This is a genomic window from Kluyvera genomosp. 2, from assembly GCF_036759865.1.
In the GTDB taxonomy this organism is placed as follows: domain Bacteria; phylum Pseudomonadota; class Gammaproteobacteria; order Enterobacterales; family Enterobacteriaceae; genus Kluyvera; species Kluyvera ascorbata_B.
The window spans coordinates 79,866-103,232 of sequence record NZ_JAPKIA010000016.1 but is presented as its reverse complement, the minus strand read 5'-3'; the positions used below and the strand labels follow the sequence as shown (position 1 = coordinate 103,232).

The 23,367-nt window shown below is 56.5% G+C and carries 22 protein-coding genes and 1 pseudogene; 8 read left to right on the top strand and 15 right to left on the bottom strand.

The window, feature by feature from the left end:
- Window positions 1–92: 92 nt before the first annotated feature.
- A complete protein-coding gene (locus V6942_RS17635) occupies window positions 93–1,826 on the top strand; it encodes a potassium/proton antiporter (protein WP_106927636.1) in 1,734 nt (577 codons plus the stop codon).
- Here V6942_RS17635 and V6942_RS23475 read toward each other — a convergent pair.
- From V6942_RS23475 to V6942_RS17625, 3 genes and pseudogenes are all read right to left on the bottom strand, one after another.
- A pseudogene (locus V6942_RS23475) lies at window positions 1,764–1,898 on the bottom strand (hypothetical protein); the annotation flags it as partial. The gene V6942_RS17635 and the pseudogene V6942_RS23475 sit on opposite strands and share 63 nt — an antisense overlap.
- Window positions 1,899–1,917: 19 nt before the next feature.
- Window positions 1,918–2,988: a catabolic alanine racemase DadX gene (gene dadX / locus V6942_RS17630; RefSeq protein WP_106927638.1), complete on the bottom strand. Its 1,071-nt coding sequence runs from the start codon at window positions 2,986–2,988 to the stop codon at window positions 1,918–1,920.
- A 9-nt stretch (window positions 2,989–2,997) separates the two neighbouring features.
- Window positions 2,998–4,296, bottom strand: a complete 1,299-nt coding sequence (locus tag V6942_RS17625) for a D-amino acid dehydrogenase (RefSeq protein ID WP_106927640.1) — start codon at window positions 4,294–4,296, stop codon at window positions 2,998–3,000.
- Between the two features lie 325 nt (window positions 4,297–4,621).
- Between V6942_RS17625 and V6942_RS17620 the strand changes: the two genes are divergently transcribed.
- Window positions 4,622–6,154 carry a SpoVR family protein gene (locus V6942_RS17620; RefSeq protein WP_106927642.1) on the top strand — a complete coding sequence of 511 codons (1,533 nt, stop codon included), beginning with the start codon at window positions 4,622–4,624 and terminating at the stop codon, window positions 6,152–6,154.
- A gap of 119 nt (window positions 6,155–6,273) precedes the next feature.
- On the opposite strand, the gene fadR is transcribed toward V6942_RS17620, so the two are convergent.
- Window positions 6,274–6,993 (bottom strand): fatty acid metabolism transcriptional regulator FadR, encoded by a 720-nt coding sequence (fadR, locus tag V6942_RS17615; protein ID WP_106927644.1) that lies wholly within the window; start codon window positions 6,991–6,993, stop codon window positions 6,274–6,276.
- A 212-nt stretch (window positions 6,994–7,205) separates the two neighbouring features.
- Here fadR and nhaB point away from each other — a divergent pair, with 212 nt between their 5' ends.
- Both nhaB and dsbB read left to right on the top strand, forming a co-directional pair.
- Complete coding sequence (gene nhaB, locus V6942_RS17610) at window positions 7,206–8,759, top strand: Na(+)/H(+) antiporter NhaB (RefSeq protein ID WP_333501568.1); 1,554 nt, start codon at window positions 7,206–7,208, stop codon at window positions 8,757–8,759.
- A 137-nt stretch (window positions 8,760–8,896) separates the two neighbouring features.
- Window positions 8,897–9,427, top strand: a complete 531-nt coding sequence (dsbB, locus tag V6942_RS17605) for a disulfide bond formation protein DsbB (protein ID WP_333501567.1) — start codon at window positions 8,897–8,899, stop codon at window positions 9,425–9,427.
- Between the two features lie 266 nt (window positions 9,428–9,693).
- On the opposite strand, the gene V6942_RS17600 is transcribed toward dsbB, so the two are convergent.
- The 3 genes from V6942_RS17600 to V6942_RS17590 all read right to left on the bottom strand — a co-directional run bounded on the left by V6942_RS17600 (window position 9,694) and on the right by V6942_RS17590 (window position 11,229).
- Window positions 9,694–10,140, bottom strand: a complete 447-nt coding sequence (locus V6942_RS17600; RefSeq protein ID WP_106927658.1) for a YcgN family cysteine cluster protein — start codon at window positions 10,138–10,140, stop codon at window positions 9,694–9,696.
- Window positions 10,141–10,233: 93 nt separating this feature from the next.
- Window positions 10,234–10,893, bottom strand: coding sequence for a fumarylacetoacetate hydrolase family protein (locus V6942_RS17595; RefSeq protein ID WP_182928654.1), 660 nt, complete (start codon window positions 10,891–10,893; stop codon window positions 10,234–10,236).
- 54 nt (window positions 10,894–10,947) lie between these two features.
- Window positions 10,948–11,229: a YcgL domain-containing protein gene (locus tag V6942_RS17590; RefSeq protein WP_333501566.1), complete on the bottom strand. Its 282-nt coding sequence runs from the start codon at window positions 11,227–11,229 to the stop codon at window positions 10,948–10,950.
- Between the two features lie 127 nt (window positions 11,230–11,356).
- On the opposite strand from V6942_RS17590, the gene minC reads away from it, so the two are divergent.
- Genes minC through minE form a run of 3 tightly spaced genes read left to right on the top strand, consistent with a single transcriptional unit; the run spans window position 11,357 to window position 13,173 of the window.
- Complete coding sequence (minC, locus tag V6942_RS17585; protein WP_106927664.1) at window positions 11,357–12,064, top strand: septum site-determining protein MinC; 708 nt, start codon at window positions 11,357–11,359, stop codon at window positions 12,062–12,064.
- A gap of 23 nt (window positions 12,065–12,087) precedes the next feature.
- Window positions 12,088–12,900 carry a septum site-determining protein MinD gene (gene minD / locus V6942_RS17580; RefSeq protein WP_106927666.1) on the top strand — a complete coding sequence of 271 codons (813 nt, stop codon included), beginning with the start codon at window positions 12,088–12,090 and terminating at the stop codon, window positions 12,898–12,900.
- A 3-nt stretch (window positions 12,901–12,903) separates the two neighbouring features.
- Window positions 12,904–13,173 (top strand): cell division topological specificity factor MinE, encoded by a 270-nt coding sequence (gene minE / locus V6942_RS17575; RefSeq protein WP_035894584.1) that lies wholly within the window; start codon window positions 12,904–12,906, stop codon window positions 13,171–13,173.
- Window positions 13,174–13,307: 134 nt separating this feature from the next.
- Here the strand turns inward: minE and rnd are convergent, their stop codons facing one another.
- From rnd to V6942_RS17550, 5 genes are all read right to left on the bottom strand, one after another.
- Complete coding sequence (rnd, locus tag V6942_RS17570; protein ID WP_182930616.1) at window positions 13,308–14,423, bottom strand: ribonuclease D; 1,116 nt, start codon at window positions 14,421–14,423, stop codon at window positions 13,308–13,310.
- Window positions 14,424–14,504: 81 nt separating this feature from the next.
- Entirely contained in the window at window positions 14,505–16,190 is a 1,686-nt protein-coding gene (gene fadD / locus V6942_RS17565) for a long-chain-fatty-acid--CoA ligase FadD (RefSeq protein ID WP_182965385.1), read from the bottom strand.
- A 207-nt stretch (window positions 16,191–16,397) separates the two neighbouring features.
- Window positions 16,398–16,979 carry a Slp family lipoprotein gene (locus V6942_RS17560; RefSeq protein WP_106927905.1) on the bottom strand — a complete coding sequence of 194 codons (582 nt, stop codon included), beginning with the start codon at window positions 16,977–16,979 and terminating at the stop codon, window positions 16,398–16,400.
- A gap of 37 nt (window positions 16,980–17,016) precedes the next feature.
- Window positions 17,017–17,712: a tRNA (adenosine(37)-N6)-threonylcarbamoyltransferase complex dimerization subunit type 1 TsaB gene (tsaB, locus tag V6942_RS17555; RefSeq protein ID WP_333501565.1), complete on the bottom strand. Its 696-nt coding sequence runs from the start codon at window positions 17,710–17,712 to the stop codon at window positions 17,017–17,019.
- Window positions 17,713–17,779: 67 nt separating this feature from the next.
- Window positions 17,780–19,690, bottom strand: coding sequence for an ATP-dependent DNA helicase (locus V6942_RS17550; RefSeq protein WP_106927672.1), 1,911 nt, complete (start codon window positions 19,688–19,690; stop codon window positions 17,780–17,782).
- Window positions 19,691–19,818: 128 nt separating this feature from the next.
- Between V6942_RS17550 and V6942_RS17545 the strand changes: the two genes are divergently transcribed.
- Window positions 19,819–20,163, top strand: coding sequence for a RidA family protein (locus V6942_RS17545; RefSeq protein WP_106927673.1), 345 nt, complete (start codon window positions 19,819–19,821; stop codon window positions 20,161–20,163).
- 100 nt (window positions 20,164–20,263) lie between these two features.
- Here V6942_RS17545 and V6942_RS17540 read toward each other — a convergent pair whose 3' ends face one another.
- From V6942_RS17540 to V6942_RS17530, 3 genes are read right to left on the bottom strand one after another with little or no spacing between them, the layout of a single operon-like run.
- A complete protein-coding gene (locus V6942_RS17540) occupies window positions 20,264–21,406 on the bottom strand; it encodes an alginate lyase family protein (protein WP_106927907.1) in 1,143 nt (380 codons plus the stop codon).
- A 7-nt stretch (window positions 21,407–21,413) separates the two neighbouring features.
- Window positions 21,414–22,508 (bottom strand): sn-glycerol-3-phosphate ABC transporter ATP-binding protein UgpC, encoded by a 1,095-nt coding sequence (locus V6942_RS17535; RefSeq protein ID WP_333501564.1) that lies wholly within the window; start codon window positions 22,506–22,508, stop codon window positions 21,414–21,416.
- Between the two features lie 10 nt (window positions 22,509–22,518).
- The gene (locus V6942_RS17530) at window positions 22,519–23,358 is read right to left on the bottom strand and encodes a carbohydrate ABC transporter permease (RefSeq protein ID WP_064544808.1); all 840 of its coding nucleotides are present in this window, start codon (window positions 23,356–23,358) and stop codon (window positions 22,519–22,521) included.
- Window positions 23,359–23,367 lie beyond the last annotated feature (9 nt).

The following is a 23,367-nucleotide window of genomic DNA, read 5'->3' as shown; positions in this document are numbered from 1 at the left end:
AACAATAATCACCGCTTATTAATCCAATGTTTGCGCCCTAAATATGGTAACGTTTTGTGACTAGCAAGCACGTTTAGGGGAGTACGTGAACATTGGACGCCACGGCAGTTATTAGTCTCTTTATTTTGGGTTCTGTCTTAGTAACCTGCAGTATTCTCTTAAGCTCATTTTCTTCCCGCCTCGGCATCCCGATTCTGGTTATCTTTTTAGCCATCGGCATGCTTGCCGGCGTTGACGGTATTGGCGGTATCCCGTTCGATAACTACCCTTTCGCGTATATGGTCAGCAACCTGGCGCTGGCGGTGATCCTGCTGGACGGCGGGATGCGCACCCAGGCCAGCTCGTTTCGCGTGGCGCTGGGTCCGGCGCTGTCGCTGGCGACCGTAGGGGTGCTGATCACTTCAGGCCTGACCGGCATGATGGCGGCCTGGCTGTTTAATCTGGATTTGATGGAAGGGCTGCTGATTGGCGCCATCGTCGGTTCAACCGATGCAGCGGCTGTGTTCTCGCTACTCGGTGGCAAAGGATTGAACGAGCGCGTGGGTTCGACGCTGGAAATTGAGTCCGGCAGCAATGACCCGATGGCGGTATTCCTGACCATCACCCTGATTGCCATGATCCAACAGCATGAAAGCGGCCTGAGCTGGATGTTCCTTGTGCATATTATCCAGCAGTTCGGCCTGGGAATTGTGATTGGTCTGGGCGGCGGCTACCTGTTGCTGCAAATGATCAACCGTATTGCCCTGCCCGCCGGGCTGTATCCGCTGCTCGCACTCAGCGGCGGGATCATGATTTTTGCCGTCACCACCTCACTCGACGGCAGCGGTATTCTGGCGGTGTACCTGTGCGGCTTCCTGCTGGGCAACCGGCCGATTCGTAACCGCTTCGGCATTCTGCAAAACTTTGATGGTCTGGCATGGTTGGCGCAAATCGGCATGTTCCTGGTTCTGGGGCTGCTGGTGACGCCGTCGGACCTGCTGCCCATTGCCGTTCCGGCGCTGCTGTTGTCTATCTGGATGATTTTTGTTGCCCGCCCGCTGTCGGTGTTCGCCGGGCTGCTACCGTTTCGCGGTTTTAACCTGCGCGAACGCACGTTCATCAGTTGGGTTGGCCTGCGCGGCGCGGTACCGATTATTCTCGCCGTGTTTCCGATGATGGCCGGGCTGGAAAACGCGCGGCTGTTCTTTAACGTTGCCTTCTTCGTGGTGCTGGTCTCGCTGCTGCTGCAGGGCACATCGCTGTCGTGGGCGGCGAAAAAAGCCAAAGTGGTGGTCCCGCCGGTCGGCTGGCCTATTTCACGCGTTGGGCTGGATATTCATCCGGAAAATCCGTGGGAACAGTTTGTGTATCAACTCAGCGCCGAAAAATGGTGCGTCGGCGCGGCGTTGCGCGACCTGCATATGCCGCCAGAAACGCGCATTGCCGCCCTGTTTCGCGATAACGTCCTGCTGCATCCGACCGGCAGCACCCGGCTGCGGGAAAATGACATTCTCTGCGTAATTGGCCGCGAACGCGATCTGCCGTCGCTGGGTAAAATGTTCAGCCAGTCGCCGCCGGTCGCGCTCGATCAAAGCTTCTTTGGCGACTTTATTCTCGAAGCCCAGGCGAAATTTGCCGACGTGGCGCTGATTTATGGCCTCGACGGCGGCGAAGCGTTTCGCGACAACCAGCAGTCGCTGGGCGAAATTGTCGAGCATCTGCTGGGGGCTGCACCGGTCGTCGGTGACCAGGTTGAGTTTGCCGGAATGGTGTGGACCGTGGCAGAGAAGGAAGAAAATCAGGTGCTGAAGGTGGGCGTGCGGGTAGCCGAGGAAGAATCCGAGTAGTGTGTTGTGCCGGAGGGCGCTGCGCTTATCCGGCCTGTCGTAAATCTGTAGACCCGGTAAGCAAAGCGCCACCGGGCTACACGGCAAATAGTTACACTGTCACAACAGGTACACGCGGTGCCAGCGCGCACATGAGCTCGTAACCAACGGTGCCCGCGCTGGCGGCCACGTCATCAATCTTAATCTCCTGCCCCCACAGTTCTACCGCAGTACCAATTCCCGCCTGCGGGCACGGGGTTAAATCCACCGCCAGCATATCCATTGAAATCGCGCCAACTGTTCCCGTGCGAATACCGTCCACCAGCACCGGTGTGCCGTTCGCCGCGATACGCGGGTAGCCGTCGGCATAGCCGCAGGCAACAATCCCGATACGCTGCTCGCGGCTCGCCCGATAGCGGCTGCCGTAGCCCACCGCATCGCCCGCCCTCAGGTTCTGCACGCCGATAATCTGGCTGCTCAACGTCATCACTGGCTTCAGGCCGGTGTTGGCAATATCCTGCCACTGGCCGGAAGGTGATGCTCCGTACAGTACGATGCCCGGTCGCACCCAGTCGAAATGGGTTTCCGGGTGCCACATTGTCGCCGCAGAGTTGGCAAGCGAGCGCGGGCAGTCCAGCCCTTCTGCCGCCTGTTCAATGAGACGCATCGGTGCGGCGACGCCGTCGGTGTTCTCCGCTTGCGCAAAGTGCGACATCAGCGTTATCGCCCCGACGTTGCTCATGCCACGCAGCTGCTGCCAGAGGCTGTTCACCCGCTCAGGCGCGAAGCCAAGGCGATTCATCCCACTGTTGATCTTCAGATAAACATCAATCGGCGCGTGCAGGCGCGCGTTTTGCAACGCTTTAATTTGCCAGTTGCTGTGCACGCTGGTGGTCAGCCGGTATTTATCAAACAACGGCAGTTCGTCGGCGTGGAAAAATCCTTCCAGCAACAGAATCGGCCCTTTCCAGCCGCGCTCGCGCAGCAAAATGGCTTCTTCAAGGTTGAGCATGGCAAAGCCGTCGGTTTCCCGTAGGGCGTTCCACACCCGGTCCAGGCCGTGGCCGTAGGCGTTGGCCTTGACCACCGACCAGACGCGAGCGCCGGCAGCGGCACGACGGGCAATGGCTAAGTTCTCTTTCAGCGCCTGCAGATCGATGCTGGCGAGCACGGGACGTGACATGCGTTCTCCTTAATGGTGCGCACCATGCAAGTGCTGTGGGCGAGCGGGTGTAAAGCCCGGCGAGTAGCGCGCAACGCTGAGATCATCATAGGGTATCGCTGGCATTCTGCCAGACATCAAATCGCTCAGCAGCTGCCCCGAGCCACAGGACATGGTCCAGCCCAGCGTGCCGTGTCCGGTATTCAGCCACAGGTTTTTAAACGCCGTTTTGCCCACAATCGGCGTACCGTCCGGGGTCATCGGGCGCAGCCCGGTCCAGAAGATGGCGTCTTCCACGCGTCCGCCGCGCGGGAACAGGTCGCCGACCACCATCTCCAGCGTCTCGCGACGTGGTGCCAGGAGTTCGGTGTTAAAACCAACGATCTCCGCCATGCCGCCCACGCGGATGCGGTTATCAAAACGGGTAATGGCAATTTTGTAGGTTTCATCGAGGATGGTTGACACCGGCGCCCCGCGCTCTTCGACGATGGGAATAGTCAACGAGTAGCCTTTGAGCGGGTAAACCGGAATATCCACCAGCCCTTTCAGCATGGCGGTTGAATAAGAACCAAAGGCCATCACGTAGGCATCGGCTTTGACCAGTTCATCGCCGCACTTCACGCCGACAATACGCTCGCCGTCTTTAATCAGGCTATCAACCGGGGTATTAAAGCGGAAGGTCACGCCCGCCTGTTCAGCCATTTTTGCCAGCCGTTGTGTAAACAGCTGGCAGTCGCCGGTTTCATCGTTTGGCAGACGCAGGCCGCCGGTGAGTTTATGCGCCACGTCGGCCAGCGCCGGTTCGACCTCAGCCAGACGAGATGCTTCCAGCAGCTGATACGGGACGCCAGCCTCTTCCAGCACGGCGATATCGCGGGTGGCGTTCTCATACTGTTGGGCGGTGCGGAACAGCTGCAGGGTGCCGCCCTGGCGACCTTCATAGGCAATACCGGTGGTTTCACGCAGGGTCTTCAGGCAGTCGCGGCTGTATTCCGCCAGCCGCACCATGCGACCTTTGTTTTCCATGTAGTGGCGCGTGTCGCAGTTACGCAGCATTTGCCACATCCACTTTAACTGAAAACCGGTGCCGTCGAGGCGAATGGCCAGCGGCGCATGGCGCTGGAACATCCATTTAATCGCCTTTAGCGGTACGCCCGGCGCAGCCCACGGTGCCGCATAGCCCGGCGAGATCTGCCCGGCGTTTGCCGCGCTGGTTTCCAGCGCTGGACCCGCTTCGCGGTCAATCACCGTCACCTGATGCCCCGCCTGACTTAAATACCAGGCGCTGGTCACGCCCACCACGCCACTTCCCAGTATGACAATGTGCATAGCCACTCCAGTCCAGAATGAGTAAAAGAACAATCTTCTAATTACAAATTGATAACCCAGATGAAAATATTATTCAACATATGCTTTTTTTATGGTGACTTACCTCACAGAGCGCCCATACAGCGGGCCAGCGGAGAAATTGACATCTCATGCTGCCCGCTATTTTTTGTCAGCATAAAATCCTGCAAAGAGGCAAAATTATCGCCAGTAAAATGAATAAATCATGAAGTTTAGAAAGGACGGTTGTTACAGAATTTCTGCGGTGTTCTATTCTTGAAGTGAGGCTCTCCGCACAGAGAGAGTCGCCAACAATGAGGGCGCGCTAATGGCTACAATTGACTCGATGAATAAGGATACCACTCGTCTGAGCGATGGACCCGACTGGACGTTTTCGCTGCTGGAAACCTACCTGGCGGAAATTGACCGGGTGGCCAAACTATACCGGCTGGACACCTATCCGCATCAGATTGAAGTCATTACCTCTGAGCAGATGATGGACGCCTACTCGAGCGTCGGCATGCCGATTAACTACCCGCACTGGTCGTTTGGCAAAAAATTTATTGAAACCGAGCGCCAGTATAAGCACGGGCAGCAGGGGCTGGCCTACGAAATCGTCATTAACTCTAACCCGTGTATCGCCTATCTGATGGAAGAGAACACCATCACCATGCAGGCGTTGGTTATGGCGCATGCCTGCTATGGCCACAACTCCTTCTTCAAAAACAACTATCTGTTCCGCAGCTGGACCGACGCCAGTTCGATAGTTGACTACCTGCTGTTTGCGCGCAAATACATCACCGAGTGCGAAGAGCGCTACGGGGTGGACGAGGTTGAGCGGCTGCTCGACTCGTGCCACGCGCTGATGAACTACGGCGTTGACCGCTACAAACGACCGTCAAAAATTTCGTTGCAGGAAGAAAAAGCACGGCAGAAAAGCCGCGAAGAGTATCTGCAAAGCCAGGTGAACACCCTGTGGCGTACGCTGCCAAAACGCGATGAGGAAAAAGCCGTTGAGTCCGCGCGCCGCTACCCCTCGGAGCCGCAGGAAAACCTGCTGTACTTTATGGAGAAAAATGCCCCGCTGCTGGAGCCGTGGCAGCGCGAGATCCTGCGCATTGTGCGCAAGGTCAGCCAGTATTTTTACCCGCAGAAACAAACGCAGGTGATGAACGAAGGCTGGGCGACGTTCTGGCACTACACCATCCTTAACCACCTGTACGATGAAGGTAAGGTGACCGAGCGCTTTATGCTGGAGTTCCTGCACAGCCATACCAACGTAGTCTTCCAGCCGCCTTACAATAGCCCGTGGTACAGCGGCATTAACCCCTACGCGCTCGGCTTTGCGATGTTCCAGGACATCAAGCGCATTTGCCAGAACCCGACCGAAGAGGATAAATACTGGTTCCCGGATATCGCCGGTTCCGACTGGCTGACGACCCTGCACTTTGCGATGCGGGATTTCAAGGATGAGAGCTTTATCAGCCAATTCCTGTCACCGAAAATCATGCGCGACTTCCGCCTGTTTACCGTGCTGGATGACGATCGTAATAACTATCTGGAAATTTCGGCCATTCACAATGAGGAAGGGTATCGGGAAATTCGCAACCAGCTGTCCTCCCAGTACAACCTCAGCAACCTGGAGCCCAACATTCAGGTATGGAACGTCGACCTGCGCGGTGACCGTTCGCTGACGCTGCGCTACGTGCCGCACAACCGCGCGCCGCTCGATAAAGGCCGTAAAGAGGTGCTGAAGCACGTGCATCGTCTGTGGGGGTTTGATGTGCATCTGGAGCAGCAGAACGCGGATGGTAGCGTGGAGCTGCTGGAGCGTTGCCCGCCGCGGCCAAACGCATTGTAGCCTCTATCGTAGCCCGGACGAGGCGCGAAGCGCTGACTCCGGGAAGGCTTTCCCTTTCTGTTGTAAGCCGGATAAGCAAAGCGCCATCCGGCCTACAGGGAACAAAATCAGCGCACTGACTAGCGACTATGGATAGCTAAATCACCCGGCAGCGTTTTCTGCATGCGGTGCCAGATCTCGCCGCTCTCGTGCCCATAGCGGCGCACCGTTTCGTACACCTTCTCATGCTCGCCCTTCTCGCACAGCTCAATCAGCTTATGGTAGAAGCCCAGCCCCAGCGCGCGCGCTTCCGGGCTGGAGAAATAGTGGCGACCCAGACGGGTATACAGCCCTTTCATCCCGTTAAGGATAAGCCCATAAATAGGGTTGCCGGAGGCAAAAGCCAGGCCGCGGAACACGCTATAGTCGAGCTCGGCAAAGGCGTCGGCATAATCTTCCACTTCACGCGTTTTTGCCAGCACTTCCAGCGCCTTATCAGGATGCTGACGGAAAGCGGTACGAATGTAGATGGTTGCAATATTGGTGCGAACGGACAGCAGATTATCAATCAGCTGCGGCACGCTGTCATGATCGAGGCGCGCCAGCGTCTCCAGAATATTGAGCCCGGACGTTTCCCAGAAGTTATTCACCTTCGTGGGCTTACCGTGCTGAATTGTTAACCAACCGTCTCGCGCCAGGCGTTGCAACACTTCACGTAAGGTGGTGCGGGTTACCCCAATTAATTCAGAGAGTTCGCGTTCAGCCGGAAGAATTGATCCTGGAGGAAAACGGTTATTCCAGATACTTTCGACGATGTATTCTTCAGCGAAACCCGCCGGGCTTTGCGCCTTAATGACCATAGTAAAAATTCCATTACACAGCGTTGCAATTACACTCATCATACCAGAGCCAACATAGCGCAGATAGCGGGACAACCTAATTAAAAAGGGATCGCCGTTTCATTTTTCACATTTCTTTTTAAGGACGGAAACGGCCCTTCCAGGGGGAATTCTGGCAGTTGCGCGCATTTAGTGGTAAAAAATGTCATCTTTTCAGGAGGAAGACGATTGTCATGGACATCTCTTACGGTCGCGCCTTGTGGCGCAACTTTTTAGGCCAGTCGCCTGACTGGTACAAGCTATTACTGCTGATTTTCCTGGTCATTAACCCGCTGGTCTTTTTAATCAATCCGTTTGTCGCCGGATGGCTGCTGGTTGGTGAGTTTATTTTCACGCTGGCGATGGCGCTGAAGTGCTATCCGTTAATACCCGGCGGCCTGCTGGCCATTGAAGCGGTGTTTGTCGGCATGACCTCGGCCGAGCATGTGCGAAATGAAGTCGCGGCCAACCTGGAAGTACTGCTGCTGCTGATCTTTATGGTTGCCGGCATCTACTTTATGAAGCAGCTGCTGCTGTTTATCTTTACCCGCCTGCTGCTGAGCATCCGCAGCAAGCGGCTGCTGTCGCTCGCGTTCTGCATGGCGGCTGCATTTCTGTCGGCTTTCCTCGATGCGTTGACCGTTGTGGCGGTGATCATCAGCGTGGCGGTCGGTTTTTACAGTATCTACCATCGGGTCGCCTCTTCTCGCCCGGACGATGACGATCTGCTCGACGACAGCCATATCGATAAACACAACCGCGAAGTGCTGGAGCAGTTCCGCGCTTTCCTGCGCAGCCTGATGATGCATGCGGGTGTGGGTACTGCACTCGGCGGTGTCATGACCATGGTCGGCGAGCCGCAAAACCTGATTATTGCTAAGGTGGCCGGCTGGCACTTTGGCGAATTCTTCCTGCGCATGTCACCGGTCACCGTTCCGGTATTTATCTGCGGGCTGATTACCTGCGTGCTGCTGGAGAAATTTAAAGCCTTTGGCTACGGCGCGGAGCTGCCAGAGCCGGTACGGAAAATCCTCCATGATTTTGACGTGCGCAGCAGCCAGCAGCGCAGCCGTCAGGAAACCCTGCGCCTGGTCGTGCAGGGGATTATCGGCGTCTGGCTGGTGCTGGCGCTGGCGCTGCACCTGGCGGAAGTCGGCCTGATTGGTCTGTCGGTGATTATCTTTGCCACCTCGTTTACCGGCATTACCGACGAGCACGCCATCGGCAAAGCCTTCACCGAAGCGCTGCCGTTCACCGCGCTGTTGACGGTATTTTTCGCGGTCGTGGCGGTCATCATTGACCAGCATTTGTTTGCACCTATTATCGACTTTGTGCTGCAAGCCTCACCTCACGCTCAGCGGTCGCTGTTCTATCTGTTTAACGGCCTGCTATCGTCGATTTCGGATAACGTATTCGTGGGCACCGTTTATATTAATGAAGCCAAAACGGCACTGGATAACGGCGCAATCGACCTACGCCAGTTTGAGCTGCTGGCTGTGGCAATTAATACCGGGACAAACCTGCCATCGGTGGCGACGCCAAACGGCCAGGCCGCGTTCCTGTTCCTGTTGACGTCAGCGCTGGCGCCGCTCATTCGCCTGTCCTATGGTCGAATGGTGTGGATGGCGCTGCCTTATACGCTGGTCCTGACGCTCGTGGGCCTGCTGTGCGTCGAGTTTACTCTCCAGCCCGTTATCGACTGGATGATGAATAAAGGAATGTTGGTGCTTCCCGCAATAACCCACTAATATAGCTGCGCTTCTCAATGCCCACGGTTTTCCGTGGGCATTGAACTGCCATTTACGAATAATTGCGTATAGCCAGATGGCAGGGCTAACGTTTTCGTTTACACTGCTTTTTCAAAGCACGTTCCAGGGAAATGATTATGTTGCGATATTTAAACCAGAGCTCACGTGGCCGCAGTGCCTGGTTATTGCTGGCGTTAACCGCTTTTGCGCTTGAGTTGGTGGCATTATGGTTTCAGCATGTGATGCTATTAAAACCATGCGTACTGTGCATTTATGAGCGCTGTGCGCTGTTCGGCGTCATGGGCGCCGGTCTGGTAGGGGCGATTGCGCCGAAAAGCCCGCTGCGCTACGTCGCGCTGCTGATTTGGCTGTATAGCGCCTTCCGCGGTCTGCAGTTGGCCTGGGAACACACCATGATTCAGCTGCACCCGTCGCCGTTTATGACCTGCGATTTTATGGCCCGCTTCCCAAGCTGGCTGCCGCTGGATAAATGGCTACCGCAGGTGTTTGTGGCATCCGGCGACTGCGCCGTGCGCCAGTGGGAGTTCTTATCACTGGAGATGCCTCAGTGGCTGGTCGGTATTTTCGCCGCTTACCTGCTCGTGGCGCTGCTGGTGCTGATTGCCCAGCCGTTTAAACCCAAAAGACGCGATCTTTTCGGCCGTTAATCCTGAACGCTGCCAGCAGCATCGCCTTTGCGGTTGGCAGCGTGTTTACCACATCCCCGTCAGTGATCCAATCCCGTAGCCAGCCGCTAAAAGTAGCCCCCAACCACAGAGATTAATCATCACTGCCAGCATTAAAAGTTTTATGGAATTACGCATGATTATCCCTCTACCAATACCGATAAGTTATCTATCGGCACGGAGAAGGAATGACGTAGCGTTTTTATTAGCAGAATAATAAAACAGAGGATTCGCGAATAAATCCGGCTTTAGTCAGCCCATTCCGGCTTATTTAAAATATGATCCTGCCAGTCGCGTACTTCCGATTCTTTGACCGCAATATGGCGCACCGAAATACGCTCGCCGTGCATCGCTGCTTTTGAACCGGTCAGCAGCGGGTGCCACGCTGGCAGCCCCTTTCCTTCTGCCAGCAAACGATAGGCACAGGTCATCGGCAGCCATTCAAAGGTGGGCAGATTGTCACGCGTGAGCTTAATACAGTCAGGCTCATACTCGAAACGACGTTCGTAGTTACGGCACTGGCAGGTTTTGATATTCAGCTGTTTGCAGGCGACGTTGGTGAAATAGATTTCATCGGTGTCTTCATCCATCAGCTTGTGCAGGCAGCACTGCCCGCAGCCATCGCACAGCGACTCCCATTCGGCGTCGGTCATTTCATCAAGGGTTTTGCTCTGCCAGAAAGGTAATTCGCTCATCGGGATGTCCACATCAAAAATCAGGTTGCACCTTATAACCAGTCTGGCACAGGGATGCAAGTTTTGCCGCCTAAAACAGGCGGCAAGCAGCCGTTACAATACGCGGGTGGCCAGCGACAGGCCGTTAAACAGCACCTCGAGCTCATCGCCCGCGTGCAGCGGGCCAACGCCTTCCGGCGTACCGGTGAGCACCACATCGCCCGGTTTCAGGGTAAAGAAACGGCTCATATAGGCAATCAGCGGCACGATTTTGTGAATCATATCGGCCGTGCTGCCCTGCTGACGCACTTCGCCGTTAATCTTCAGGCCCAGCGATGTATTCTGCGGATCGCCGGCGAAGTCAGCGACAGGAATGAAACCCGAGATCGGGCACGCGTTATCAAACCCTTTGGCCTTTTCCCACGGCTGCCCCGCTTTTTTCATTTTACCCTGAAGATCACGCAGCGTAAGGTCCAGCGCGACGCCGTAGCCCGCAATGGCCTGCTGGACGTGCTCCGGCGTAGCCTGGCGTAAGGTTGCGCCAATCAGCACCGCGAGCTCAACCTCATGGTGTACCGACCCAAGGCCCTGCGGCAAAATCAGCGGCTGGCGCAAATCGCACAGCGATGTTTCCGGTTTAATAAAGAGAACCGGCTCTTCCGGCGTCGCGCTGCCCATTTCCTGAATGTGTTTGGCGTAGTTACTGCCCACGCAAACAACTTTGCTCACCGGGTAATCCAGCAGAGCACCCTGCCAGTTATGATGCTGATACATGCTTTTCCCTTACTTGTTCGTCAACCAAGGACACACATCGGCCGCAGGCGCAGATTATTCGCCCTTATTTTGTGACTCAGCCAGATGCTGCTTTAACAGATTTTCAGGCGGCGGCGGGATCTGTAAATAATACCCCTGCTCTTTTAACGCCTGTTTTACCTTTTCCAGATCGGCATTGATCAGTTTCTTACGCCCATCCAGCGGCAGCAGCATTGCCAGCTGCGGCTGGCCGAAGCCCTTCATCAGTTCTTCAGGCACGCGAGAGAAATCGTCTTTTTTTTCGACATACAAATAGGTTTGATCACGTTTAGAACTACGATAAATCACACAAAACATACTTTATACTCGGAATTAGGACTGTGGTTACTTGCTTGAATATATTAGTGACTATAACATGACTGATAGTCTTCGGAATATCGCTGCGCATGACGCGGCGGTAAATAGCAAATTGAGTAAGGCCAGGATGTCAAACACGCCCATCGAACTTAAAGGCAGTAGCTTCACCTTATCTGTGGTCCATTTGCATGATGCAAGACCCGAGGTTATTCGTCAGGCGTTAGAAGACAAAGTCGCCCAGGCTCCGGCTTTTTTCCGTCACGCCCCGGTCGTGGTCAACGTCAGCAACCTTGAAGAGTTTACCCAATGGCGCGCAATCCAACAGGCAATCATGTCCGTTGGCCTGCGCATCGTGGGCGTCAGCGGCTGCAAGAACCCGCAGTTTAAAGCGGCCATTGACCAATCGGGTCTCCCTTTATTGACTGAAGGTAAAGAAAAAATCGCCCGCGCGATGCCCGTGGAGCAGCCTAAACCGGCAGAACCCGAGCCAATTGTTAGTCCGATCACAAAAACGCGAATGATTGATACCCCGGTACGTTCCGGTCAGCGCATTTATGCACCAAACTGTGATTTGATTGTGACAAGCCACGTCAGCGCGGGCGCAGAGCTTATCGCCGACGGGAACATTCACGTATATGGCATGATGCGTGGACGCGTTCTGGCAGGCGCCGGCGGAGACCGGGAAGCACAAGTATTTTGTACCCACCTGGCAGCGGAGCTGGTCTCCATTGCCGGGGAATATTGGCTGAGCGATCAGATCCCAGCCGAATTTTATGGCAAAGCGGCGCGCATGCGCTTAGGCGACGGCGCTTTGACTATTCAACCGTTAAATTAATCCCTTTTTAACAAGGAATTTCTATGGCACGCATTATTGTTGTGACTTCAGGTAAAGGGGGCGTGGGTAAGACCACCTCCAGCGCGGCCATCGCGACTGGTTTGGCGCAGAAGGGAAAGAAAACGGTCGTTATCGATTTTGATATCGGTCTGCGTAACCTTGACCTGATTATGGGCTGCGAACGTCGCGTAGTTTATGATTTCGTTAACGTTATTCAGGGTGATGCCACGCTGAATCAGGCATTAATCAAAGATAAACGTACCGATAATCTTTATATCCTGCCGGCGTCCCAGACGCGCGATAAAGATGCGTTGACCCGCGAAGGCGTCGAGAAAGTGCTCGACGAGCTGAAAAAGATGGAGTTCGACTTCGTGGTCTGCGACTCCCCTGCCGGTATCGAAACCGGCGCGCTGATGGCGCTGTACTTCGCTGACGAAGCTATCATTACCACCAACCCGGAAGTGTCCTCGGTACGTGACTCCGACCGCATTCTGGGCATTCTGGCGTCGAAATCCCGCCGCGCCGAAAATGGTGAAGAACCGATTAAAGAACACCTGCTGCTGACGCGCTACAATCCAGGCCGCGTAAGCAAAGGCGATATGCTGAGCATGGAAGATGTGCTGGAAATTCTGCGCATCAAACTGGTTGGCGTCATTCCGGAAGATCAGTCCGTACTGCGTGCATCAAACCAGGGCGAACCGGTTATCCTGGATACCGTGTCTGATGCAGGCAAAGCCTACGCCGACACCGTGGATCGTCTGTTGGGAGAAGAACGTCCTTTCCGCTTCATTGAAGAAGAGAAGAAAGGTTTCCTCAAACGCCTGTTCGGAGGATAACTCATGGCATTACTCGACTTTTTTCTCTCACGGAAAAAGAATACCGCCAACATTGCTAAAGAACGTCTGCAAATCATTGTCGCGGAACGCCGCCGCAGCGATGCAGAACCGCACTATCTGCCGCAGTTAAGGAAGGATATTCTGGAAGTGATTTGCAGGTACGTGCAGATTGACCCAGAAATGGTCACGGTGCAGTTAGAGCAAAAAGACGGGGATATTTCGATTCTGGAACTCAACGTCACGCTACCGGAAGCAGAAGAGTCAAAATCCTGACTTTCGGCGGTGTAAAAAAAGGCGCTAGTGATAGCGCTTTTTTTGTGTCTGCCATTTGAGGATAAGGCGTCGTGGAGACCTGATAAGCGCAGCGCCATCAGGCATGCCCCGAGCAGGTTGCCGGATGGCGGTCGTTAGCGCGGGTATTCCGCCAGCAGTTTATCTAACGCGCCAGAAAGCAGCTCACCTCGCCAGCCGGAAATCATTTCCGGGGCGGTAGTGCGCGGCTTCAGCTGCCAATGCCAGTTAAGCAACTGGTTAATCTGCCGACGTGAGGCCAGCATCTCCGCGCTGACGTCGTTCGCCTGCCCGACTTCCTGCACCAGCGCTTTGATCTCTTTAAACGCTTTACGGTAGCCCGGCATATCCATCAGGTTGAGCAACGGCTCCGGCAGCGCATCATCAGGCAGCGCCTGTGCCTTAGCAACCATGCTAATCAGCGCCTTACCGTGGAAGCGAATTTCGCTCCCCGATAGCCCAAGGCTGTCGAGCTCGCCGAGGCTGCCCGGCATATAGCGCGCCACGCTCCACAAATGCTCTTCACGAACCACAAAGTTCACCGCCATGTCACGATCGCGAGCTTTGCGCAAACGCCATTCGGCCAGCAGCTGCAGGCAGGCAAGCTGGCGGGTACGCAGCTGCCAGGCGTTGGTGATATCACGCCATGCGTCGCACGGGTCGGTCACTTCCTGGCGGCGCTGTTGCATCAGTTGGCACTCATCAAGCGCCCAGGCCAGACGCCCCGCCTGTTCGGTTTCCGCCATCAGCTTATGGGCGATAGGCAGCAAATACCAGACGTCCGCCGCCGCGTAGTCACACTGACGCGACGTCAGCGGACGTGCCAGCCAGTCGGTGCGCGATTCGCTTTTATCGAGCTCAACGCCGGAGTACTCCGCCACCATTGCCGCAAAGCCCCAGGACATCGGGCGACCGCAGAACGCGGCAAGCACCTGGGTATCAATCAGCGGCTGCGGCATCGCACCGAAGACATTCATAAAGACTTCTAAATCTTCACTACCGGCATGCAGGAACTTAGTAATGTTGCGATCCTGCATAATCGCCTGCAGCGGCGACCAGTCGGTGATATTCAGAGGATCAATCAGCGCCGTGCGCTCACCGTCGAAAAGCTGAATCAGGCCCAGCTGCGGATAATAGGTGCGGGTGCGGACAAACTCGGTATCCAGCGCGACGGAGGAGGTCTGACGCACCGCATCGCACAGAGTGCGGAGCGCGTCGTTGGTGGTGATCATCTGATAGTTCAAATCTTACTCTCTTAGATTGCGCCAAAAAAAACGCCAGCGGAGCTGGCGTCTGGCATCGTAACGCGTAACTTATGCCTTATTGTCTACTTTGGCACGCGCTTCGTCACGTAATTCTCGTCGCAAAATTTTTCCGACGTTCGATTTTGGCAATTCCTCACGGAATTCCACCAGCTTCGGTACTTTGTAGCCGGTCAGCTGGCGGCGGCAGAAGGTGATCAGCGCTTCTTCGGTCAGACTCGGGTCCTTTTTCACCACGAAAATCTTCACCGCTTCCCCACTGTTGCCTGACGGCACGCCGACCGCAGCCACCTCCAGAACGCCGGAGTGCTGCATCACCACGTCCTCAATTTCATTCGGGTAGACGTTAAATCCCGACACCAGAATCATATCTTTTTTACGGTCAACGATACGCAGGAAGCCTTCGTCATCCATCACCGCAATATCACCGGTATGCAGCCAGCCGTCTTTGATGATTTCAGCGGTTGCATCAGGACGCTGCCAGTAGCCTTCCATCACCTGCGGCCCCTTCACGCACAGTTCCCCCGGCTGGCCGGCGGGCACTTCGTTATCGTCATCATCCACCAGCTTCACGTCGGTAGACGGCACCGGCAGACCGATGCTGCCGCTGTGGTAATCGATATCGTGCGGGTTAACGCTCACCAGCGGCGCGCATTCGGTCAGGCCGTAGCCTTCCAGCAGATACTGGCCGGTCAGCTTCACCCAACGCTCGGCGACCGCGTGGTTTACCGGCATTCCGCCGCCGGCGGACAGATGCAGCGTGGAGAAGTCAAGCTGCTGGAACTCTTTGTTATTCAGCAGCGCATTGAACAAGGTGTTAACCCCGGTCATCGCGGTAAACGGATATTTCGCCAGCTCTTTCACCAGCCCGGGAATGTCGCGCGGGTTGGTGATGAGGATATTCTTGCCACCCAGCTCGATAAACAGCAGGCAGTTCATGGTCAGCGCGAAGATGTGATACAGCGGCAGCGCGGTGATCACCACCTCTTTGCCTTCATGCAGCAGCGGCCCGTAAGTGGCCTTTACCTGCTCGAGGTTAGCCAGCATGTTACGGTGCGTCAGCATCGCGCCCTTCGCCACGCCGGTGGTGCCGCCGGTATATTGCAGGAAAGCAATATCATCGGCCGTCACTTCGGGCTTAACGTACTGCAGCCGGTAGCCCGCGTGCAGCGCGCGGCGAAACGAAATCGCGTCCGGCAGATGGTACTTCGGCACCAGGCGCTTAATGTACTTGACCACGAAGTTCACCAGCGTGCCCTTAGCGGTCGACAGCTGATCGCCCATTCGGGTCAGGATCACATGCTTCACCTGGGTATTCTCAACCACTTTTTCCAGCGTATGGGCAAAGTTGGAGACAATCACGATGGCCTGTGCGCCGCTGTCGTTCAGCTGATGCTCCAGCTCGCGCGGGGTATACAGCGGGTTAACGTTTACGACAATCATCCCGGCGCGCAGAATGCCAAACAGCGCCACCGGATATTGCAGCAGGTTCGGCATCATCAGCGCGACGCGATCGCCCTGTTTGAGGCCCAGCCCCTGCTGGAGGTAAGCGGCAAAGGCGCGGCTGCGCTCTTCGAGCTTACGGAAGGTCATGACTTCGCCCATATTCACGAAGCCAGGCTGGTCGGCGAAGCGCGTCGCCGAATGTTCAAACAGTTCCACCAGGGATTGATAACGGTCAGGATTGATCTCTGCCGGGACATCGGCAGGATAACGGTTGAGCCAAACCTTTTTCAAAGCATCACCTCTAAAATACGTATTCGTCGTCATCGCAACCCCAAATGGTAAACTTTCGTTAACATAATATTAACTCAGCGTACCAGTTTAAGAATTAATCGGAATTAAGGTTGCGAAGCGCGTCACTCTTTATTTTTTTTATATCCATTACAACGAAGAAACAGCGGACTAGCCGCTGTTTCTTTTTTGACGGTTTGACCGCAAAAATTATTCCGTTACGACGTTACGTACTTCAGCCGGGCCGGGGTTATACCAGCCCCAACCGCCGTAGCCGTAGTTCCAGGGGTGCGGGCCAAAGACCCACGGGTCGATAGGCTGCGGCGGCATCACCACCTGCTGGGTCACGCGCCAGCGTTTATAGCCGGTGACCTGAACGTGAAGGAAATTGTACTTCGTGGTGCCCACTTTGCCCTCAACGGTGCCGACAATCGGCCCGACGACCGTCACCAGCTGGCTGCGGAAATCCACCGGGTCGAGGAAACCGTTAACGTCGGCGTAAATACGCCCACGCGAGGCTTCGCCCAGAATAGGCCGCGCGCCGCTATCCAGCGGTACCGTGGCGATTTCCAGGCGGGTATGGCCCTGCTGATTTTCAATCCCCACCACCGTACCGCCAAAGCGGGACTCCTGCCCGACGTACAGCTGTGGTGCCGCCATCACCCGAACCAGATCCTGCTGCGGCGTAGGGCTGCTGCCCTGTATGGCATCCGGCACGCTGACGCAACCGCTTAACGCTACGGCGATAAGCCCGGCAATGGCGCCACGAACGATGAATTTTTTACCTGCCATGATGCTGCTCCCGATCTCAATATTCACTTACTAAGATTCATTCGCGGCCAGGAAGTTTCTTCCACGCAACTTCATTACGCAAATAAACGGGTTCCGCTTTGTCTACGGCGACCGTTTTGCCCTGAGCCAGTCGCTGACAGGCAATCGGCAGCATATCTTCGGCCTCAGGCAGGTTAACTCCGCCGTCGCGCAGCGTCACGCTTGTTCCCTGCGCCATCTCAGGCCATGCGGCCCAGCCGGTGCCAACGGTGGCCCATTCGCCGCTCAGGGCGCTCAGGCGCTGCTGTACCGCTTCCGGCTTAAGCACCGCTTCGCTTGCTTCGCCGTGCCATACGCCCTGCTCATCACGCTGGTACTCAGCCCAGTACACTTCGCCCATGCGCGCATCGATAGCGGCCAGTACGCGGGTTGCGCCCTGTTTGCGCCACGCCCCCTGCGCCATTGTCGCCAGCGTGGATACGCCGATCATCGGCAGCTCGGCGCCCAGCGCCAGCCCCTGCGCAATACCAATGCCAATACGCACGCCGGTAAAGCTACCCGGCCCGCGGCCGAATGCCAGCGCGTCGAGGTCGGTAAGGCTCACGCCGCCTTCAGTGAGAATATCCTGCACGATCGGCAGAATACGTTGAGTGTGTTCACGAGGACAAAGCTCGAAGTGAGCACAGGTTTTACCATCATCCCACAGGGCAGCCGAACAGGCTTCCGTGGCAGTATCGATAGCCAGAATTCGCATGGTTAGTCGCGCTCTCGCAGTTACGGATCAACAAAATGGCGCGCATCTTATCACACTTTGCCACGCATTACCGCGTCGATGACAGCGCCAGGAATCGCACCGCCCGGCGAATATCGCGGGTGCGCGGGGCCGGCGGCAGGCTGGCGAGGAACGTTGCCCCATAAGGGCGCATCACCAGACGGTTATCGCAAATCACCAGCACGCCGCGATCGTCAACGTCGCGGATCAAGCGGCCCACGCCCTGCTTGAGGGTAATGACCGCATCAGGGAGCTGCACCTCCTCAAACGGATCGCCGCCACGCAGGCGACAGTCTTCCATTCGCGCCTTCAGCAGCGGATCGTCCGGCGAGGTAAACGGCAGCTTGTCGATAATCACCAGAGAAAGCGTATCGCCGCGCACATCAACCCCTTCCCAGAAGCTGCTGGTGGCAACCAGCAGGGCGTTCCCGGCGCTGACAAATTGTTGCAGCAACTGGCCTTTACTGGTTTCACCTTGTAACAACACCGGCAGGGTCATGGTGGCGCGGAACTGCTCGGCGAGATCGCGCATCATGGCGTGCGAGGTGCACAGCATAAAGCAGCGCCCGTCGTTGGCCTCAATCAGCGGCTTAAGCATCGCGGCCAGATGGCGCGCGGCGCCGGGCTGATTGGGCAGCGGCAGATTGCGCGGCACGCAGAGCAGCGCCTGGCTGGCGTAGTCGAACGGGCTTGGCAACAGCAGCGAGTGCGCCGCTTCAATGCCCAGTCGTTCGGTAAAATGGTGCAGATCGTCGTTCACCGACAGGGTGGCAGAGGTGAAAATCCAGCTGCCCGGCTTGGCCGCCATCACTTCTTTGAATTTATCCGCGACGGTCAGCGGCGTCAGCGCGAGGGTGAAGTGGCGGGAATTACATTCATACCAGTAGCTATAGCCGGGTGTGTTGATCTCTTTTAACCGCTTAAGCCGCGCACGGTAGAGCGTGGCTCGCTCAAAGGCGGCGTCGAGCAGCGCGGAGCGGCCGAGCGACAGCTTTGCGACGTCGTAACACAGCTCAAGCGCATCGTCGAGCAGCAGCAGCGCGCGCTGCACGGCGCTGTCCGCCAGCAGATCGCGCAGGTTTCCGCGATAGCCCGGGTCGCCCACCTGCAGGCGGAAATCCTGCGTCGCCTGCGCCAGGCGGTCGGCACATTTCTGTAGCTGCTGGGTATCTTTGAGTTCAGTGCGGTAGGCAATAACCACGTCTTTCGCGAGATCCAGCAGCTGGCGGCTGGAAAGCGACTGGCCGAAATACTGGCTGGCGATATCCGGCAACTGGTGGGCTTCATCGAAGATCATCACATCGGCCTCGGGGATCAGTTCACCAAAGCCGCTCTCTTTGACCACCATGTCGGCAAGAAACAGGTGATGGTTAACCACCACCACGTCAGCGTCCATGGCTTTTTTACGCGCCTTCACGACAAAACAGTCCTGATACTGCGGGCAATCGCTGCCCAGGCAGTTGTCATTGGTACTGGTGACCAACGGCCAGGCCTGGGAGTCTTCAGGGACGCTCACGCAGGTGCTGATATCGCCATCAAGCGTCTGGTTAGCCCAGCTACGCAGCAGGATCACATCGCTCAAGGTGTTAACAGGCAGGTCGCCACCCGCCAGCGCCTGCTGCTCCAGACGTTCGAGACACAGGTAGTTTGAGCGCCCTTTCAGCAGCGCCAGCTTACCGGTGAACGTCAGCGCCTTCGCCACGGTGGGCAGATCCCGACTGTAGAGCTGATCCTGTAACGCCTTGGAGCCAGTAGAAATAATGACTTTTTTACCCGCACGTAGCGCGGGCGCCAGGTAGGCGTAGGTTTTACCGGTACCCGTACCGGCTTCCACTACCAGCGGCTGACCTTCGTCAATCGCCTGAGCGACGGCGTGCGCCATCTGACGCTGCGGTTCACGCGGTTTAAACCCGGTTATCGCCTGCGCAAGCTGGCCGTCTGCTGCAAAATCGTCCGTCACGTTACCCCCTGGAAAAATTTCCAGTGATTATGTCAGGCCAATCGGGCTTACGCCAGCCGAAGTCGTGACGCGGCGGCGACAATGTGGCAGTCTTAGCGCGATGACGTGATGTGAATAAGGAAATGGAAATGACAATTGTACGTATCGATGCCGAAGCGCGCTGGTCTGATGTTGTGATCCACAACCAGACCCTCTACTACACCGGCGTACCGACAAACCTGGACGCTGATGCGTTTGAGCAGACGGCAAATACGCTGGCGCAGATTGACGCGGTGCTGGAAAAACAGGGCAGCAATAAGTCGCGCATTCTCGACGCCACCCTCTTCCTGGCGGACGGCGATGATTTTGCCGCCATGAATAAAGCATGGGATGCGTGGGTGGTTGCCGGTCACGCACCGGTGCGTTGCACCGTGCAGGCGAAGCTGATGAACCCGAAATATAAGGTTGAGATTAAGATTATCGCCGCGGTGTAGATCAGTATGCCGTGCCTCCCCGAATCGGTGAGGCACGGTATCTGCACGCCGCCATCCGGCAACGTGCGCCAAATGCCTGATGGCGCTACGCTTATCAGGCCTACAATCCCGGACACCACATCAGCTGCTCTTTCAACTGTAGCGTCTCCTGAGGCAAGCACTTCAGCACGTCACGATAGCTCGCCGACTGCTTTGGATACCCGCGCACCGTCTGCAACAGGACACGCAGCGCGCTGTCCCAGACAATCCCCTGCAAATCGCTGTATGGCCAGAGATCCGGTTCGCGGATAAACGGTACCAGGTAGTCAATTCCCTGCTTCACCCCGCGCCCGTCACGAATGTGGTTCCAGCGATCGAACTCAACGTGCTCGGCATAGCGGTTGAGCAGCAGGTGCGCCTCAAGGTTAAACAGCGAGTAGTGGAATGGAATGGTGCGCTCCAGTTCCATCGTCTGCTTGCCGTCCTGGTCAATCTGCGCCGCCATACGCTGGGTGATCCCCTGCTCAATAATCCTCGCCACCAGCCCTTTGTCACCGTAGAACAACGCATTCACCGCGCGCTGGGCGTCGTACCAGGTGCCGTGGTTGTTGTGCCAGACGTATTCAGAATGGCCGATTTCGCTGTAGTACATCCAGTGGTTAAAGTCGCGGAACCACTGGTGCAAACCGATAATATCGTCGGTATCCAGTACGCTGGCGCCGTTAATCAGCCCGATGGTGTCCACCACCATCCACAGCAGGCGGGTATCGATAAGCCCGGTGCCGCGCCCGGAAACAATCCCCGGAATGGCCTGGCCATAGTTCAGATGCGGGTTCATACGCGTATCCGCGTCAAGGAACCAGCAGCGTATCTGCTGCGCCGCAGCCTGCGCGTACTGACGCTGACCGGTGAAATACCACGCTAAACCTAAAGTCAGGCAGCGTTCACACATGCGGATAATTCGCGACGTGTCGGTATCGTTATTTTCACACTGCGGGTTAATGTGCCCGTCGCGGCGAATATACGGCAGCCCGTTGGGCCGCCGGGGATTGGGCCACCAGTAGGTGCCCAGACTGTAATAATCATGCGCATCGCCGCTCGCCGGGCGCAGCTTCTTATGCACCACGCTTTCCGGCGGCTCGCGCCGAAGCTGGTCCGCCTCGGCCACCAGCTTGCTCAGCGCCAGCTGCAGCGGCGAAAACGGCTGTTTCAGCCCCGCGCGGGCGTTTTCAAGGCAATTTTCATCAAGGGTGTACAGCTTCATCGCCACCTTATTGTTCCTCCAGGCATGCTATGCGCTGGCCGCTTTGTGCGTCGAACAAATGCACGCCGGAGAGCTTCGGCTGCAGCCAGATATTATCGCCCTCTTTCACCGCCAGGCGCTGCTTAAAGACCGAAGTAAAAGCGCCGCCGCCGGTGTCGCAGAACAGCTGCATGTCTGAGCCGGTGTTTTCCACCGCCGTGACCTTTGCCGCCAGCGCATCATCGCGCGCCTCGTGCACCACGTTGACCTGTTCCGGGCGAATCGCATACACCACCTGCTGGCCATGTTTGACCTGCATCCCCGTCGGCAGCGCCAGCAGCGAACCATCCTTCAGACGCAGGCTGGTGACGCTGCCATTGAGCACCACTTCGCCCGGCAGCTGGTTGATTTCAGGCGATCCGATAAAACCAGCAACGAACAGATTGGCCGGCTGGTCATACAGCTCCAGCGGCGTCCCGGCCTGTTCGATACGACCATCGCGCAGCACCACAATCATCTGGCCCATAGTCATGGCTTCAATCTGATCATGGGTCACGTATACCGAGGTGGTTTTCAGGCGTCGGTGCAGGTCACGAATCTCGCCGCGCACCTGGGTACGCAGCTTGGCATCCAGGTTAGAGAGCGGTTCATCAAACAGGAACACCTGCGGTTTACGCACGATAGCGCGCCCCATCGCCACGCGCTGACGCTGGCCGCCGGAAAGGTCCTTTGGCAGACGCTCCAACAGCGGTCCCAGCCCCAGCAGCGACGCGGCTTCGTTCACTTTGTCGTTAATTTCGCCTTTCGGCAAACGCGCCATTTTCAGGGCAAAGCCCATGTTTTCACGCACCGTCATCTGCGGATAGAGCGCGTAGCTCTGAAATACCATCGCAATATTGCGCAGTTTTGGCTCCACGTCAGTGACGTTCCGCTCGTTAATATGCACTTCGCCGCCGGAAATCTCTTCCAGACCGGCAATCATCCGCAGCAGCGTTGACTTGCCGCAGCCGCTCGGGCCCACCAGAACGCAAAACTCGCCGTCAGGAATAGTCAACGACACATCTTTAATGACGTGTGCCTCGCCGTATGATTTACGCACGTTATTCAGTACAACGGATCCCATCGGTAGCTCCTTATCCTTTGACCGCGCCGGACATAATCCCGCGGTTGAAATGTTTTTGCAGGCCCAGGTAGACGATGATGCTCGGCAGCATCGCTAACAGCGTAATGGCGATAAAAATGTTTGGCGTGATGCTCTCATCGGTACGCAGCGTGCCGAGGATCACCGGAATGGTGTTCAGGCTGTCCTGGTTCACCACAATGAGCGGCAATAAATACTGGTCCCAAATCATGATGAAGCCGAAGGTGACCACCGTGCCCAGCGCTGGCTTCACCAGCGGCAGGATGACGTGGAAGAAAATCTGCCACTCGTTGGCACCGTCAATCCGCGCCGCCTCTTCCAGCTCTTTCGGAATCGCCGACATAAATTCGGTCAGCACGAAGATGGAGAACGCCCAGCCGACCACCGGCAAGATCATCCCGAGGTAGCTGTTGTACAGCGAGGCGTCAATAAACGGCAGCCGCCAGTTAATGATCATGTACAGCGGAATGGCGATGACCTCTTCCGGCAGCATCATGGTCGAGAGAATGACCAGGCTCACCAGCGCCACGCCGCGAAACTTTTTACGCGCCAGCGCATAGGCGGCCAGCGCGCTCACCGACACCTGCAGGATGGTGCCGAAGAACACCACCAGGATGGAGTTCAGCAGATACTGCCAGACGCCAATGTCCTGCCAGGCAAAGATAAAGTTTTCCAGCGAGAACTGGTTCGGCCACGCCAGCAGCTCCCCCGGCTTCACCGGCGCGCCGCTGAACGCGGTCGCGACGATGCCCCAGAATGGTCCAACAAAAACAATCAACAGCAGCGCATAGATGCACCAGCGTCCTGCGGTATCCCAACGTTTACTTAACATCGCGGCTCC